This is a genomic window from Riemerella columbina DSM 16469, assembly GCF_000374405.1.
GTDB classification, from domain to species: domain Bacteria; phylum Bacteroidota; class Bacteroidia; order Flavobacteriales; family Weeksellaceae; genus Riemerella; species Riemerella columbina.
The window spans coordinates 88,220-103,548 of the sequence record NZ_KB894251.1; the positions used below are offsets into that span (position 1 = coordinate 88,220).

Genomic DNA, 15,329 nt, shown 5'->3' on the forward strand with positions numbered 1-15,329 from the left:
CCTAGTTCATTATGCTAAAGAATAGGAAACACATAATCTATATTGTAGGCAGCCTTGTGCTGCTTACTTTGTTAGCACTCATCTACACCAATCCCATTTTTTCGGGAAAACAATTGATGCAACCCGATATTGTGCATTACAAAGGAGGAGCTAAAGAATTATTGGACTATCGTGCCAACCACCAAGACGAAACCTATTGGAGTGATGCCATGTTTAGTGGTATGCCAACTTATCAAACAGGGGCACAATTTCGTGGCGACTTGATAAAATATGTGGATAAAGCTCTCAACTTTCTACCTAAACCTGCCAACTATCTATTTTTATTATTCGCAGGGTTTTTCCTATTGGGAATGGTAGTGGTTAGAAACTGGAAATACGCCCTACTAGGCGCTACATTTTTTGGACTATCCACCTATTTTTATATCATCATTGCGGCGGGGCATAATGGAAAAGTCCATACCATTGCCTATTTTGCACCGCTACTGGCAGGGATTTTATTAGTTTATATTCGTAAGAAATATGTCTTTGGGTTTATCTTAACCACCTTATTTATGGGCTTGGAAATTGCCGCCAACCATATCCAAATGACTTACTATTTATTTATCGCCTTAGGATTTTTATTTTTATCAGAATTGGTGCGCGCGATTAAAGGAAAAGTCGCTTGGCAACATTTTGGAATTTCTACTGGTGTACTGGCTTTAGCAATGGCTTTGGGCATCGGAATGAATGCGCAAAGGCTGATGGCAAACTCCGAATATGTAAAAGAAACGGTAAGAGGTAAAAAAATCATTAAGGAAGAAGGTGACACCTCAAAATCTGGAATGGATAAGGAAAGTATCACCATGTGGAGTTATGGCAAGCTGGAAACCCTTAACCTGATGATTCCAAGACTCTATGGTGGTGGAAGCCAAGAGGAAAGTTCAGACGAGTTTAAACAAGCAGTAAGAACCACTTTAGACAGCCAAACCGACGACCCAGACCAAAGAGCCTATATCTACGAAGTCCTTACTACCCAAGTGCCTAAATATTGGGGCGAACAACCTGGCACTTCTGGACCTGCCTATCAAGGGGCGGTGGTTTGTTTTTTAGCCATTCTAGGATTTGTATTTGCGAGAAGACAATACCGCTATTGGATTTTAGGAGCGTCCATTCTGACTATTATGTTGGCTTGGGGTAGACATTTTATGCCATTAACAGATTTCTTTATTGATTATATTCCATTGTACAACAAATTCAGAGCGCCGTCATCTATTTTGGTGGTGGTAGAATTATTATTTCCATTGATTGCCATTTTAGGACTCCACCGATTCTTTACCGATAAAAATTTCCAAGATAAAGACAAACAGAAGTATTTACTCTATACAACTGCGGGAGTGGCTGGCGTATTGTTGATTCTGCTATTTGGAGGACCATCGTTTTTAGATTTTTATCAACATCAGGAACAACAAGCTCTTCCAGAAGTTTTACTCAATTTGGTAAAAGACGAACGCTACCGAATGTTTAGAGTAGATGTTATTAAAGCTTTGGTTTATGTGGTTCTCATTGCAGGGATTTTATTTTTAAGTTTAAAGAAAAAACTATCACAAAATATAGCTTTGATTGCCATTGGTGTGATTAGTCTTTTCGACCTTTGGACGGTAAATAGACGCTATCTTAATGATTCTAATTTCGTAGATAAAACCTTTGCCGAGCAACCATTTCAAACCGAAAATTCGGAATACTTAATGAGTAAGGCAGGTGATAATCCGTATATCTATGGCTTATTATCACAGGTTAATGTCAATAAAACTTTGGAAACTTTAGCCGAAAAAGACAAAGGGCATTATCGTATTTACAACAATGTGCTTTCGCCTTTTAGCGAGACCAATACCTCTTATTATAAATCATCTATCGGTGGGTATAGTGCGGCTAAATTAAGACGCTACGACGATTTAATTAATGAATATTTTATGCAGCAGGATTCTATAAAAATGCCGAAAATCCTGAATATGCTAAATGCTAAATACTTCATCGTGGGCAACCTTAATCAACCACAGTCCTTCTCAAATCCCGAAGCCAATGGCAATGCGTGGTTTGTATCCAATATTGAATGGGCAAACACCCCAAAAGAAGAGCTTCATAAAATTGGAAGTATTGATAATAAAACTACAGCAGTCCTAAGTGTTGAAGATAAAAATCAGCTTCATTCTATGCCTTTAGCAAAAGACAGTACCGCCTATATCGAACTGAAACAATACCAGCCTAACGAATTGGTTTACAAAACTGTATCCAAGACACCACAATTGGCAGTATTTTCAGAAATCTACTATCCACACGGGTGGAAAGTATTTTTAGATGGAAAAGAAGTCCCTTATTTAAAAGCCAACTATCTACTAAGGGCATTACCCATTCCTAAAGGCGAGCATACCGTTAAAATGATATTTGAACCCGAAGTTCTTAAAAAAGGGAAATTGGTTTCTATGATTGCATTTGGAATTTTTATATTACTGAGTTTATTCGGGATTTATAAATTATCGAAACTCCACCTAAATAAAGATGGAAAATAAAAAAAACATCTTAATTGTAACCTATTACTGGCCACCTGCAGGTGGGCCAGGAGTACAGCGGTGGCTGAAATTTGTAAAATATCTACCAGAATTTGGTTGGAATCCTATTGTCTATACGCCTGAAAACCCAAGCTATCCTTTAGTAGACGACACTTTGGTTAATGAAGTAGCCGACGACTTAGATATTATTAAAACTAAAATTTGGGAACCTTATCATATTGCAGAACAGCTCAGTAAAAGAAATAAAAAGTTCAAATCGGGGCAGTTTGATGTGGCTCAAAATCAATCTTGGAAATCCAAACTTTCGATTTGGATTCGTGGTAATTTTTTTATTCCAGATGCACGTGTATTTTGGGTAAATCCATCGGTTAAATATTTAAAACGCTATCTAGAACACCATAAAATAGACACTCTAGTCACTACGGGACCACCGCATTCTATGCATCTGATAGGACTGAAACTGAAAGAAGCCATGCCCCATTTAAAATGGATTGCCGATTTTAGAGACCCTTGGACAGAAATTTCTTACTACAAATACCTAAAACTTACCCGTTTTTCTGATAGAAAACACCATAGGCTAGAGCAGCAAGTATTTAAAAATGCCGATATTACACTAGCCACCAGTTATACCGATGCTGAGAAGTTTAAGGCTAAAGGCGCTAATGCTTTTTGTATTACCAATGGCTTTGATGAAAGACCAAAGGCTCATATCTATTCCAAAAATTCGCATTTTTTGATGAGTTATGTGGGCGTATTAGAGCAATTAAGAAATCCTAAAGTACTATGGGAAGCCTTAAATGAGATTCTCTGTGAAAACCCTGATTTTAGAAAAGACTTTAAACTAAAATGGGTAGGTAAAGTGGACGATACCATCCAAACCGAATGGAAGGCGACGCCACTGGCTCACCATATTGAATGTCTTGGCTATATGCCTCATCAAAGCGCCTACCAAGAAATGCTAAAGTCTGATATGTTGCTGATTACAAACTTTCCGACTCCACAATCTAAAGGCATTATCCCCGGTAAATTATTTGAATATCTATCAACCAACCAACCGATTATATCCTTCGGACCTCAAAATGCCGATGTTGAGTTAATTTTAAAGCAAACCAAAGCAGGACAACATTTTGATTACCAAAATAAAGAGGTTGTAAAACAATATATTTTAGAGGGCTACCACCGTTGGAAATCAGGTTTGCCACATGAAAACAATTCGGACTATATCCAGCAGTTTTCTAGAAAGTATTTAACAAAAACTTTAGTAGAGTTAATCACCGCTAATACATAAAAAACCTCAACCCAAAGGCTGAGGTTTTATAATAATCTAAGGGTAAACCCTTCTATCTTTAAACGCTATTAAGAATTACTTCTTTTTAGCACCTGCAACAGCGTTAGCCAATTCAGAACCAGCTTTAAATTTCGCTACTTTTTTAGCAGGAATTTTGATTGCTTTTTTAGTTGCTGGGTTGATTCCCTGTCTTGCAGCTCTTTCAGTTACAGAGAAAGTTCCGAAACCTACTAAAGATACTTTACCATCTTTCTTTTTAAGTGTTTCTGTAACACACTCCATAAAAGATTCTAATGCTTTTTTAGCTGCCACTTTTGAAATTTCGGCATCTTGAGCCATTTTGTCGATTAATTCAGACTTGTTCATAATATTATAAATTAAAAGTTAAGTTTTATTGATAGCAAATTTAAAACTTTTTTTTACATATACAAATTTTTTTTAAGATTTTTAATTTTAATTTTATAAATTCACAATTAATTATTACAATTTATAAAATGGTTTTCCTACGAAAAATAAAAGGTTTTAAATAATAAATTAATTCTTATTTATTGATAATTAAACAGTTATATTTATTATATATTTTCTATTTTTCATTATCAATTATTAAATTCTACATGGATTGCATTTTGAAGCTCATACTTTCAATCACCTTTAAAATCGCTTCCACCGTATCCATAGAAGTTAAACACGGCACCCCGTTTTCTACCGACATTCTACGAATCTGGAAGCCATCGCGTTCAGATTGTTTTCCTTTCGTCATCGTATTGACCACATATTGCACTTTCCCTTTTTGTATCAAATCAATTAGGTTAACATCTTCCTCACCAATTTTGTACCCTACTTTGCAAGGAACACCATGCGTTTCAAAATACTTAGCCGTTCCCTCCGTTGCCCAAATTCTAAAACCTACTTGGTGGAAACGCTTGGCAAATACAGCGGCTTCTTCTTTATGCTTGTCCGCCACCGTAAATAATATTGAGCCATGTGTTGGCACTTTTCTTCCCGCTGCAATTAATCCTTTGTAAAGTGCTTTTTCTAGCGTAATATCTTTACCCATCACTTCGCCAGTAGATTTCATTTCAGGACCTAAAGAAATATCCACTTTCGTCAGTTTAGAAAATGAGAATACGGGTACTTTTACAAATACGCCTTCTTTTTCTGGCACTAATCCATTATCATAGCCTAAATCTTTTAGTTTTTGTCCCAAAATGACTTTCGTAGCGAGGTTTGCCATAGGTACATCGGTAATCTTTGAGAGAAACGGCACCGTTCTAGAGGAACGCGGATTAACCTCAATAACATAAACTTGGTTTTCGAACAGTACATACTGAATATTCATCAAGCCTTTTACATTTAAGCCTTTCGCTAAGCGTTCAGTATAGTCTACCAAATCGCGAAGACACTTTTCATTGATATTTTGTGGTGGGTATACCGCAATAGAGTCGCCAGAGTGAACCCCTGCGCGCTCTATATGCTCCATAATACCCGGAATTACCACTGTTTCACCATCGGAAATAGCATCTACTTCTACCTCTTTCCCCACCATATATTTGTCAATTAAAACAGGATGCTCCGGACTGGCTTCTACGGCATTTTCCATATAATGAGCCAATTCTTTTTCATTATATACGATTTCCATCGCTCTACCTCCCAATACATAACTCGGGCGTACCAGTACGGGATAGCCAATTTCATCGGCAATTTTTACGGCTTCTTCTTTGGAGGTAGATGTTTTACCCTCGGGCTGCGGGATATTGAGGCTTTGCAAAGCTTTTTCAAATTTATCGCGGTTTTCGGCACGGTCTAAATCTTCCAAAGACGTTCCTAATATTTTGACATTGTGTGCTGCGAGTTTATCGGCGAGGTTAATAGCAGTCTGTCCGCCGAACTGCACTACTACCCCCTTAGGTTTTTCCAGCTCTATGATATTCATCACATCTTCCTCCGTAAGAGGTTCGAAGTAGAGCTTATCCGAAATAGAGAAGTCCGTAGATACGGTTTCTGGGTTGTTATTAATGATAATCGCCTCGTAGCCCATTTCTTTAATTGCCCAAACGGAATGCACCGTAGCATAATCAAACTCCACACCTTGTCCAATTCTGATAGGTCCAGAGCCAAGCACAATAACTTTTTCTTTGTCGGAAACTATGCTTTCATTTTCTTCCTCATAAGTTCCATAGAAGTAAGGCGTTTCGCTTTCAAATTCCGCAGCACAAGTATCCACCATTTTGTATACGGGCATGATGTTATTCTCTTTCCTTAGATTAAAGACTTCACGCTGTGTGATGCCCCAATGGTAAGCGATATTAATATCGGAAAAGCCTAAACGCTTCGCCTCTTTTAAAACTTCTAAATCCATCTTGTTCTCGGTGATGGTGGTTTCAAAATCGACTATTTTTTTAAGTTTCCAAATGAAGAATTTATCTATTTTACTCCATTCCATGATTTTCTGCCAATCAAAACCTCTACGCAATGCCTCGCCGATAATAAACAGTCGCTCATCATCACAAACCTTGATGCGTCTTTCTATATCTTCCTCGGTAAGAGCTTCGGCTTGTTTCTTTTTTAATCCCAAATGGCGAATACCCGTTTCTAAGGAACGAATGGCTTTCTGCAATGATTCCTCAAAATTTCTGCCAATGGCCATCACTTCGCCTGTGGCTTTCATTTGGGTTGAGAGACGGCGGTCGGCGGTTTCAAATTTATCAAAAGGGAAACGCGGAATTTTAGTAACTACATAGTCCAACGCAGGTTCAAAACACGCATAAGTTTTACCCGTTACGGGATTCATAATTTCGTCTAAGGTGAGACCTACTGCGATTTTTGCCGCAATTTTTGCGATAGGATACCCCGTTGCCTTACTTGCCAAAGCTGAAGAACGCGATACCCTCGGATTAACTTCTATGACATAATAATTGAAAGAATGAGGGTCTAACGCCAGTTGAACATTACAGCCACCTTCGATGCCCAATGCTCTGATGATTTTCAGGGAAGCGTTCCTTAGTAATTGGTATTCTCTGTCGGATAGCGTCTGAGACGGTGCTACAACGATGGAATCCCCCGTATGCACGCCCACAGGGTCTATATTTTCCATATTGCAGACCACAATGGCGTTGTCATTGGCATCTCTCATCACCTCATACTCTATCTCTTTGTAGCCCGCAATAGATTTTTCAATAAGACATTGTTTAACAGGGGAATATTTAAGCCCCAGCTCAGCAATTTCTTTTAGTTCGGTTTCATTGGCAGCGATACCGCCTCCTGTTCCTCCCATGGTAAAAGCAGGACGAACAATCACTGGATAACCAATCCTTTCGGCAAATTCTAAAGCCCCTTCTACGGTATTGACGATATCGGACTCCGGTACAGGCTCTCCCAAATCTTTCATTAAAGCACGGAATAAATCTCTGTCTTCCGCTTGGTTGATGGCAGAGAGTTTCGTCCCCAATACTTCTACCTTGCACTCCTCCAAAATCCCTGATTTTTGAAGCTCTACAGCTATATTAAGCCCAGTTTGTCCTCCAAGGGTCGGCAGAAGCGCATCAGGTCTTTCTTTCCTAATGATTTGGCTCACAAAATCTAGTGAAATGGGTTCTATATAAACTTTATCTGCAATTTCCTTATCTGTCATTATAGTAGCAGGGTTAGAGTTAATGAGAATTACCCTGTATCCTTCCTCTTTCAGCGATAGACATGCCTGCGTCCCCGAATAATCAAACTCCGCTGCCTGCCCAATAATGATAGGTCCTGAGCCTATCACCAAAATAGTTTTTATATCTGTTCTTTTCATTTTTTCGTTTTTAATTTAGCAATGTATTTAGTGTAATAATGTATCTGATGTAATAATGTATCAAATTAGTATGATTCATAAATAAATTATTGATTTCATTGCTCTTTAGTGTTTTTTATACTTGTACTCAAAATTTTATAAATTATTTTACTGATAGAAATAATTTGTATTTCTAATTTTTCATCAAACGGATAAGTTTTCGAATGTTTACATAAATATAGCCAGTATTTTGTTTCTTCTAATTCTTTAGCTGCAATTTTTATTTTATTAATAAAATCTTTTCTACTTGCAGGATTTTGTGCTTCAAAGACATTAGCACCAATGCTCGTACCAGAACGCAGTAATTGATTAGCCACGATATTTTTTTTATGTTTTTCTAATAATTCACAAAACTCAATTAATGACAATGAAAAATTTGTACACAAAGTTAATAATGGATTATGCTCAAAATTAATCATATAATGGTTTTTAAAATCTATTATTGGTAGCTACTTACATTGATTCATCAATACATAGATACATTGTTACATTGATACATTGTTACACTTTATTAAACTCATTCATCATCTCCACAAATTCATCAAACAAATAGTTGGCATCTTCTGGACCAGGACTGGCTTCGGGGTGGTATTGTACCGAAAAACAAGGATATTTCTTATGTCTTACCCCCTCGTTGGTTCTATCGTTAAGTGCGATGTGCGTTTCTTCCAACTCTGTATTTTTTAGACTCTCTTGGTCTATCGCATAGCCGTGATTTTGAGAAGTAATAGCCACTTTCTGCGTGCGGAGGTCTAGCACAGGGTGGTTTCCTCCACGATGCCCAAATTTAAGCTTAAAAGTCTTAGCGCCACACGCCAAACCGATGACTTGGTGCCCCATACAAATCCCAAAAATAGGGACTTTGCCCAATAGTTTCCTTACCGTTTCGTGGGCATGGGGAATGTCTTGTGGGTCGCCAGGACCGTTGGACAGCATAATGCCATCGGGTGCCATCATAAGAATTTCTTCGGCAGTGGTATCGTGAGAAACCACTGTAATATCGCAGTTTCTTTGTGAGAGTTCTCGGATAATGCCCAGTTTGGCACCAAAGTCCATTAACACCACTTTAAAACCTCTATCAGGTGCTGCAAATGGCGTTTTAGTAGACACTTTTTCTATTTGATTGGTGCTTAGTGGCTGAGTTTTTAGTGCTTCTATAACTTCGCTATCGTGGGCATCGGCATTCACGATTTTACCTTTCGTTACGCCTTTGGTTCTAAGAATTCTGGTGAGTCTTCGGGTATCAACGCCAGAAATTCCTGATAAGCCTTTTTTCGTAAAAAACTCATCTAGCGACATCTGCGAGCGGAAATTGGAAGGTAAATCACAAATCTCCTTTACAATAAGTCCTTTAATAGAGGGCTCTATACACTCGTAATCATCTCGGTTGATGCCATAATTTCCAATTAGTGGATAGGTCATACACACGATTTGATCGCAGTAGGAAGGGTCTGTCAGTAGTTCTTGGTAACCCGTCATCCCAGTATTGAAAACCACTTCGCCCGTTGTATCTTCATCACACCCAAAACCAACGCCATAAAAGACTTCCCCCGACTCTAATATTAACTTTTTTTTCATTTGAATTTTTATCAGATTTTATTAAATTTTTATGTAAGAATGAACTAAATTTCGCAATTATTCTTTTATTTCTTCAAAAGAAACTCCTTTTTGTTCCAAAGCATATTTTAGTATTGCCATTCTGGCAAAGACGCCATTTTGCATTTGCTTAAAAATGCGTGAGCGTTGGCATTCTACCAAATCGGTATCTATTTCTACGCCTCTATTGATGGGTGCTGGGTGCATAATGATGGCATTAGGTTTCATTTTTTGTTCTCTTGCTTTGGTAAGCCCATAGTTTTTATGGTATTTATCTAGAGAAATTTTCATTTTTTCGCCGTGGCGTTCGTGCTGAATTCGTAATAGCATTAGGACATCTACTTCTTTTATTAAACTCTCAATTGAAAGATAAGTACCATTGATAAATTCTGCTTCATCAAACCAATCTTCGGGACCTGAGAAATAGACTTTAGCCCCTAATTTTCTAAGTGCTTCTGCATTAGAATTAGCCACTCTGCTGTGCTTTACATCTCCTACAATTCCCACCTTTAAGCCTTTGAATTTCCCAAACTCTTGATAAATCGTCAGCAAATCCAGTAAACACTGCGATGGGTGATTGCCCTTGCCATCGCCACCATTAATGATAGGGATATTGATAGACTTTAACTCTTTATAGAACGCATCTTTGGAGTGCCTTATCACCACTAAATCTACCCCAATGCTTTCCAAAGTTTTTACCGTATCGTAAAGCGATTCGCCTTTGTTTACCGAACTTGTAGAAGCATCAAAAGGCACCACTTGAAAGCCTAGTTTTCGCTCTGCAACATCAAAACTGGTTTTGGTTCTCGTGCTATTTTCAAAGAAAAGATTAGACACAAAAATGTCTTTTTTGCATTTAGCCGTTTGTCCATTAGCAAATGCCTCCGCTTCATGGATTAGCGTTTGAATTTGTTTACTCGAAAGGTCAGAAATTGTTAGCATATCTTTCATTTTTAGATAAAAAAAAACGAAGCCTAAAAGACTTCGTTAATATAAATAAACCGATTGCTGAGGAAGTGCTGTTCCTCTTGATATCAATCTGGTCTTGTTTTCTATCGTGTACATTGAGGCAAAAATATAAATTATTTTAATACTAGCCAAATAGAATTTTGAGAGTATAACGGAATGTAAAAAAATGTAAAACCTGCATTTAACAAACTTTAACATAATTTTAGCGAATTTTATTTTGGAAATGGTACAGTTTTATTGCAATTTTACCCCATATTTTTACCCTATGGCAGAATTACATCAAGCAGAAGAAATAAAAATTCTAAGCGAAAAAATACAAGCACAAAATTATTACTTTAAACTCCTTAAAGACGAAATCAATAAAGTGGTGATTGGGCAATCTTATATGGTAGACCGTCTGTTGATTGGGCTACTGGGCAACGGACACATTCTACTGGAAGGCGTCCCAGGGTTAGCAAAAACTTTAGCCATTAAAACCCTTTCGGAAGCCTTACATGGGCAATTTTCCAGAATACAGTTTACCCCAGATTTGCTCCCAGCCGATGTGGTAGGTACCATGATTTATAATGTAAAAGACAACGATTTTAGCATCAAAAAAGGACCTGTGTTTGCCAATTTCGTTTTAGCCGACGAAATCAACCGTGCACCTGCCAAAGTGCAATCGGCACTCTTAGAAGTCATGCAAGAGAAGCAAGTAACCATTGGTGATGAAACTTTAAAAATGCCTAAACCATTCCTTGTAATGGCAACGCAAAACCCTATCGACCAAGAGGGAACTTATCTTCTACCCGAAGCCCAGACCGACCGTTTTATGCTTAAATGCAAAATAGACTATCCAGAATTTGAAGACGAAAGAACCGTTATGCGTATGGCATCGGCATCGGAAATGCCAAAGATAAACCCTATTGTAACGCTAGAGCAAATTTCCGAAGGAAGGGAACTCGTCCATAAAGTCTACTTAGACGAAAAAATTGAAAAATATATCTTGGATATGGTGTTTGCGACCCGCTATCCTGAAAAATATGGACTTTCGGAACTCAAAAATTACATCAGTTTTGGGGCATCGCCTAGAGCTTCTATTAGTATGGCGATTGCCTCCCGTACCTTGGCATTCATTAAAAGTAGAGCATTTGTAATCCCTGAAGATGTAAAAGAAATTGCTAAAGATGTGCTAAGGCATCGTATTGGACTAAGTTTTGAGGCAGAGGCAGAAGACATCACCACAGATGATTTGGTAGACCGCATATTAGCCCGTGTACAAGCGCCTTAATTCATTAAAATCTGCCCTGAAAGGATAATGGAAGTAAAAGACATCATCAAAAAAGTAAAACAAATAGAAATCCGTACCAAGAAAAAGACGGAAGCGGCGCTTATGGGGCAATACCATAGTGCATTTAAGGGGCAAGGTATGGCATTTTCGGAAGTCAGACAATACCAGTTGGGTGATGATATCCGCCGCATCGATTGGAATAAAACCGCCCGCTTTCGCGAACCTTTTGTAAAAGTAATGGAGGAAGAAAGAGAACTGACCATTATCCTGATGGTAGACATTTCTGCCTCTATGGATTACGGTTCCAAAATCGCATTAAAAAAAGAATATGTGGCAGAAATTTGTGCCAGTTTAGGATTTTCCGCAGCGGGGAATAATGATAAAGTCGGCTTAGTGCTTTTCGCAGATAAAGTCTATAAAGTAGTACCACCACAAAAAGGGCGAAAGCATATTTTGGCATTGCTCAGTCAAATCTTAGCGACGGACTATGTAGCCGCAGAAACGGATTTGGATACGGCTTTGGAATATGTGATGAATGTGTTTAAAAAGAAATCGTTTCTATTTTTACTTTCTGATTTTAAAGATGACCTTCGCGATAGAACCCTTAAAATTGCTGCAAGAAAACATCAACTATTAGGCATCAGCATTGCCGATGATAAGGACTTAGAAATTCCTAATATTGGTTATGCCTTTTTTCAAGATGCCGAAACAGGACAACCAATTTGGGTTAATACGGCTAATGTACGCATTCGATACCAATACGCCGAAGAAGAAAAGCAACACCGCAAAGCTATGCAAGAACTCTTCGAAAAAAGTGCCGCTAGTTTTATCCAACTTAAAACCGGTGACGACTATGCTTCGGCGCTGTATCAATATTTTCAAAAAAGATAATTTTCAATTGAATTAATGAAATTAAAACTATACCTTTTATTATGTCTTTGGCTGAGCAGTTTTTCTCTAGCTCAAACCTTATCCTCTAGCCTCAATAAAACTAAAGTGGCTCTAGGCGAACCTGCCGTGATTAAAATCAACATCAATAATTTGCAAGGTAAAGATGTCTTATCTGCTCCTAAAAACGAGCTCCTACCCTTCCATTTTGAGGAAATAAAAGATGATATTAAAAAAACGCAAGATCAATATACTCGGATTATTGAATTTGCTATTTTTGAAGAAGGCGATTTTAAAATTCCACCTTTAGAATTTAGCATAGATGGCGTTACCCAAACCACTATTCCGTATACCATAGAAGTGGTAAACACAGCACAAAAAGACGACCAGATTGCAGATATTATGAATAACAAAGTCCCAGAACTAGGCTGGAAAGACTATTGGGATTTGTATAAGCTCTATATTTTAGGAGCTTTGATACTAATGGCATTGGTGTTTTTAATTATTGTATTTATAAAATATGGTAGAAAAAAATCAGCAGAAGCCAAATCGCCAACAAATAAAACACTAAAAGCATTAGAGCAAATTAAAAAGAAAAAATACATCCAAAACGGACAATATCGCCTATTCTATGTGGAATTGATTGATACCACCAGAACCTTCCTTCAGGAACAATACCATGTTCCCGCAGAAGTGCTTCTAACCGATGATTTAATTGCCTTAATGAAAAACGAAGATAAAATATCTAGCGAGAATGAAAAAGTGGTAGAAGAAGTATTTCTAAGAGGCGATTTGGTGAAATTTGCTAAAACCATTCCCGACACCGAATTGATGGAAAGCGATTACCAACGCATTTATGAGTTTGTAAAACGCTCTTATCAAGATATAGAATTTGAAAACCTAAGGAAAGATGTATAATTTTGAATTTCATAGCCCGTGGTTTTTGTTATTATTTCTTTTGTTGATTCCTTTAATCTTTAGGGACATCAGCCAGAAGAACAGTAAAGGTATTTTAGTCCCTAGCACCAAACATATGCAGCAGTCGCGTGGAATGAGTGCGGTTCTTACCTTTTTAAAACTAACCAAATACATCATCCTTTCTGCCTTGATATTGGCAATGGCTAGACCGCGTACCTACAATATTTCTCAGGATAGAGACGAAAGCAAAGGAATGGATATTGTACTTTCCATAGATGTTTCGCTAAGTATGTTGGCTAAAGACTTAGAACCCGATAGACTGACTTCGCTTAAAGATATTGCTAAAAACTTTATAGAACAAAGGGTAAATGATAGAATTGGATTGGTAGAATATTCGGGGGAAGCCTTTATGAAAGTGCCTTTAACTACCGACCACAAAGTAGCCGTGGAAGAATTAATGTCCTTCAACCCGATGGATTTAGAAGGCGGAACTAATATCGGTGAAGGTTTAGCCGTCGCTGTAAAGCATCTGAAAAATTCTAAAGCCAAAAGTAAAATCATTATATTGATGACGGATGGAGTCAATACCATTGAAAACGCCATGCAGCCTCAAGTGGCAGCTCAATTAGCAAAAAATAACGATATAAAAGTCTACACCATCGGGATTGGGAGCAATGGCTTAGCCCTAATGCCCACCCAGCAGGATATTTTTGGTAATTTAGTCTTTACCGAAGAACCCGTAAAAATAGATGAATATATGCTGCGCGATATTGCAAGAATAACGGATGGAAAATACTTTAGAGCCACCTCTAACCAAAGTTTAAAAGAAGTTTACAGCGAAATAGACCAACTCGAGAAGTCCAACATCAAAGCCTCAAAAATTTACAATTATGATGAATATTTTAGAGTATTTCTTTGGATAGCACTCGTGGCATTAATCTTAGATGCTATGATGCGTTGGTTTTTATTTAAAGTCTTCAACTAATTACAATACAGAAGGATAACGAACATATGAATTTTTATATAGGAAACTACTGGTACATTTTGTTGCTATTGCTTATCATCCCGATAGGCTACTGGCTATGGCATTACCTTAAGTGGAAGAACCAAGCTAGAACCACCTTTGCAGATAGTCGGTTTCAGTCGGTGTTGTTTCAAAAACCTACGGGCTTTACTAAGGTATTCCCGTTTCTGTATCTTATTGGTTTTTTATTTTTAATCTTTTCGATGATCGACCTTTTAGGTGGGAAAGAAGAAATAAAAGTGCAACAAAAAATGAGCAATGTGATTTTCCTAATGGATGTATCCAACTCTATGAACGCCCAAGATGTAAACCCAGACCGACTAACCTTAGCCAAAAATATTGTCATTAATACTTTACAACAGCGTATGAACGACCGTGTGGGTTTAGTGGTCTTTGCTGGCGATGCCACTTCGGTTATGCCACTAACCACAGACTATTCTGCGGCAGAAAGTTTTATTTCAGGAATTGAAACCTCAATGGTTTCTCACCAAGGCACTGATTTTAAAAAAGGCGTAGAAGTTACGGCATCCAAATTCAAAAATATCACCAAAGGAACTGGAAAAATTGTCCTCATCAGCGATGGCGAAGACAATGAAGGAAACGAAAATGATGCCATCAAAATCGCCAATAAAGAAGGGATTCAAATCATTACTGTAGGAATAGGCACCGAAGAAGGCGCCCCAATTCCAGAGTACTTTTATGGTCAATTAATGGGATATAAAACTGATTTGATGGGGGAAACCGTTATTTCTAAACGCGCCACCCAAGCCTTAAATACTATTGCTAAAGAAACAGGCGGCACTTATATTGATGGTAACGACCCAGACCAAGCCATCGAGGATATTCTAAAGGCATTAAAACAATCCACTAACATCTCTGAAACTACGGTTAAATCTCAAACGGCTATCCATTACTATCAATATTTTTTAGCCGTTACCTTAGCTTTATTTTTTATCATTTTTTTAACAAATCCTAAGCGAGATTTTAACATTTAAAATGCG

Annotated in this window: 12 protein-coding genes; 7 read left to right on the forward strand and 5 right to left on the reverse strand. The window is 37.7% G+C overall.

Features of this window, described 5'->3' with window-relative positions; genetic code table 11:
* Positions 1–11 precede the first annotated feature (11 nt).
* Together C237_RS0108890 and C237_RS0108895 are read left to right on the forward strand one after the other, a co-directional pair.
* Entirely contained in the window at positions 12–2,546 is a 2,535-nt protein-coding gene (locus C237_RS0108890) for a YfhO family protein (RefSeq protein WP_018676148.1), read from the forward strand.
* On the forward strand, positions 2,536–3,834 hold the full coding sequence (locus C237_RS0108895; protein WP_018676149.1) for a glycosyltransferase family protein: 1,299 nt from the start codon (positions 2,536–2,538) through the stop codon (positions 3,832–3,834). The genes C237_RS0108890 and C237_RS0108895 overlap by 11 nt, the downstream gene beginning before the upstream one ends.
* A 75-nt stretch (positions 3,835–3,909) precedes the next feature.
* Here C237_RS0108895 and C237_RS0108900 read toward each other — a convergent pair whose 3' ends face one another.
* From C237_RS0108900 to C237_RS0108920, 5 genes are all read right to left on the reverse strand, one after another.
* The gene (locus C237_RS0108900; protein ID WP_018676150.1) at positions 3,910–4,200 is read right to left on the reverse strand and encodes an HU family DNA-binding protein; all 291 of its coding nucleotides are present in this window, start codon (positions 4,198–4,200) and stop codon (positions 3,910–3,912) included.
* A gap of 244 nt (positions 4,201–4,444) precedes the next feature.
* Positions 4,445–7,624: a carbamoyl-phosphate synthase large subunit gene (gene carB, locus C237_RS0108905; protein ID WP_018676151.1), complete on the reverse strand. Its 3,180-nt coding sequence runs from the start codon at positions 7,622–7,624 to the stop codon at positions 4,445–4,447.
* 95 nt (positions 7,625–7,719) lie between these two features.
* Positions 7,720–8,082: a four helix bundle protein gene (locus C237_RS0108910; protein ID WP_051081513.1), complete on the reverse strand. Its 363-nt coding sequence runs from the start codon at positions 8,080–8,082 to the stop codon at positions 7,720–7,722.
* An 82-nt stretch (positions 8,083–8,164) separates the two neighbouring features.
* Positions 8,165–9,241: a glutamine-hydrolyzing carbamoyl-phosphate synthase small subunit gene (gene carA, locus C237_RS0108915; protein WP_018676153.1), complete on the reverse strand. Its 1,077-nt coding sequence runs from the start codon at positions 9,239–9,241 to the stop codon at positions 8,165–8,167.
* Positions 9,242–9,298: 57 nt separating this feature from the next.
* A complete protein-coding gene (locus C237_RS0108920; RefSeq protein WP_026315599.1) occupies positions 9,299–10,201 on the reverse strand; it encodes an aspartate carbamoyltransferase catalytic subunit in 903 nt (300 codons plus the stop codon).
* Positions 10,202–10,493: 292 nt separating this feature from the next.
* Between C237_RS0108920 and C237_RS0108925 the strand changes: the two genes are divergently transcribed.
* The 5 genes from C237_RS0108925 to C237_RS0108945 are packed head-to-tail and all read left to right on the forward strand — an operon-like array spanning position 10,494 to position 15,323.
* A complete protein-coding gene (locus C237_RS0108925) occupies positions 10,494–11,498 on the forward strand; it encodes an AAA family ATPase (protein ID WP_026315600.1) in 1,005 nt (334 codons plus the stop codon).
* A 27-nt stretch (positions 11,499–11,525) separates the two neighbouring features.
* Positions 11,526–12,389, forward strand: coding sequence for a DUF58 domain-containing protein (locus C237_RS0108930; RefSeq protein ID WP_018676156.1), 864 nt, complete (start codon positions 11,526–11,528; stop codon positions 12,387–12,389).
* 15 nt (positions 12,390–12,404) lie between these two features.
* Positions 12,405–13,304 (forward strand): BatD family protein, encoded by a 900-nt coding sequence (locus C237_RS0108935; RefSeq protein WP_018676157.1) that lies wholly within the window; start codon positions 12,405–12,407, stop codon positions 13,302–13,304.
* Entirely contained in the window at positions 13,297–14,289 is a 993-nt protein-coding gene (locus C237_RS0108940; RefSeq protein WP_018676158.1) for a VWA domain-containing protein, read from the forward strand. The genes C237_RS0108935 and C237_RS0108940 overlap by 8 nt, the downstream gene beginning before the upstream one ends.
* A 26-nt stretch (positions 14,290–14,315) precedes the next feature.
* Positions 14,316–15,323 carry a vWA domain-containing protein gene (locus C237_RS0108945; protein WP_026315601.1) on the forward strand — a complete coding sequence of 336 codons (1,008 nt, stop codon included), beginning with the start codon at positions 14,316–14,318 and terminating at the stop codon, positions 15,321–15,323.
* Positions 15,324–15,329 lie beyond the last annotated feature (6 nt).

Excerpts from the sequence above, each read along its gene's own strand:
- C237_RS0108900 (WP_018676150.1), bottom strand. The coding sequence starts at position 4,200 with ATGAACAAGTCTGAATTAATCGACAAAATGGCTCAAGATGCCGAAATT.
- C237_RS0108890 (WP_018676148.1), top strand. The coding sequence starts at position 12 with ATGCTAAAGAATAGGAAACACATAATCTATATTGTAGGCAGCCTTGTG.
- C237_RS0108910 (WP_051081513.1), bottom strand. The coding sequence starts at position 8,082 with ATGATTAATTTTGAGCATAATCCATTATTAACTTTGTGTACAAATTTT.
- carA (WP_018676153.1), bottom strand. The coding sequence starts at position 9,241 with ATGAAAAAAAAGTTAATATTAGAGTCGGGGGAAGTCTTTTATGGCGTT.
- C237_RS0108945 (WP_026315601.1), top strand. The coding sequence starts at position 14,316 with ATGAATTTTTATATAGGAAACTACTGGTACATTTTGTTGCTATTGCTT.
- C237_RS0108925 (WP_026315600.1), top strand. The coding sequence starts at position 10,494 with ATGGCAGAATTACATCAAGCAGAAGAAATAAAAATTCTAAGCGAAAAA.
- C237_RS0108935 (WP_018676157.1), top strand. The coding sequence starts at position 12,405 with ATGAAATTAAAACTATACCTTTTATTATGTCTTTGGCTGAGCAGTTTT.
- C237_RS0108940 (WP_018676158.1), top strand. The coding sequence starts at position 13,297 with ATGTATAATTTTGAATTTCATAGCCCGTGGTTTTTGTTATTATTTCTT.
- C237_RS0108895 (WP_018676149.1), top strand. The coding sequence starts at position 2,536 with ATGGAAAATAAAAAAAACATCTTAATTGTAACCTATTACTGGCCACCT.
- C237_RS0108920 (WP_026315599.1), bottom strand. The coding sequence starts at position 10,201 with ATGCTAACAATTTCTGACCTTTCGAGTAAACAAATTCAAACGCTAATC.
- carB (WP_018676151.1), bottom strand. The coding sequence starts at position 7,624 with ATGAAAAGAACAGATATAAAAACTATTTTGGTGATAGGCTCAGGACCT.
- C237_RS0108930 (WP_018676156.1), top strand. The coding sequence starts at position 11,526 with ATGGAAGTAAAAGACATCATCAAAAAAGTAAAACAAATAGAAATCCGT.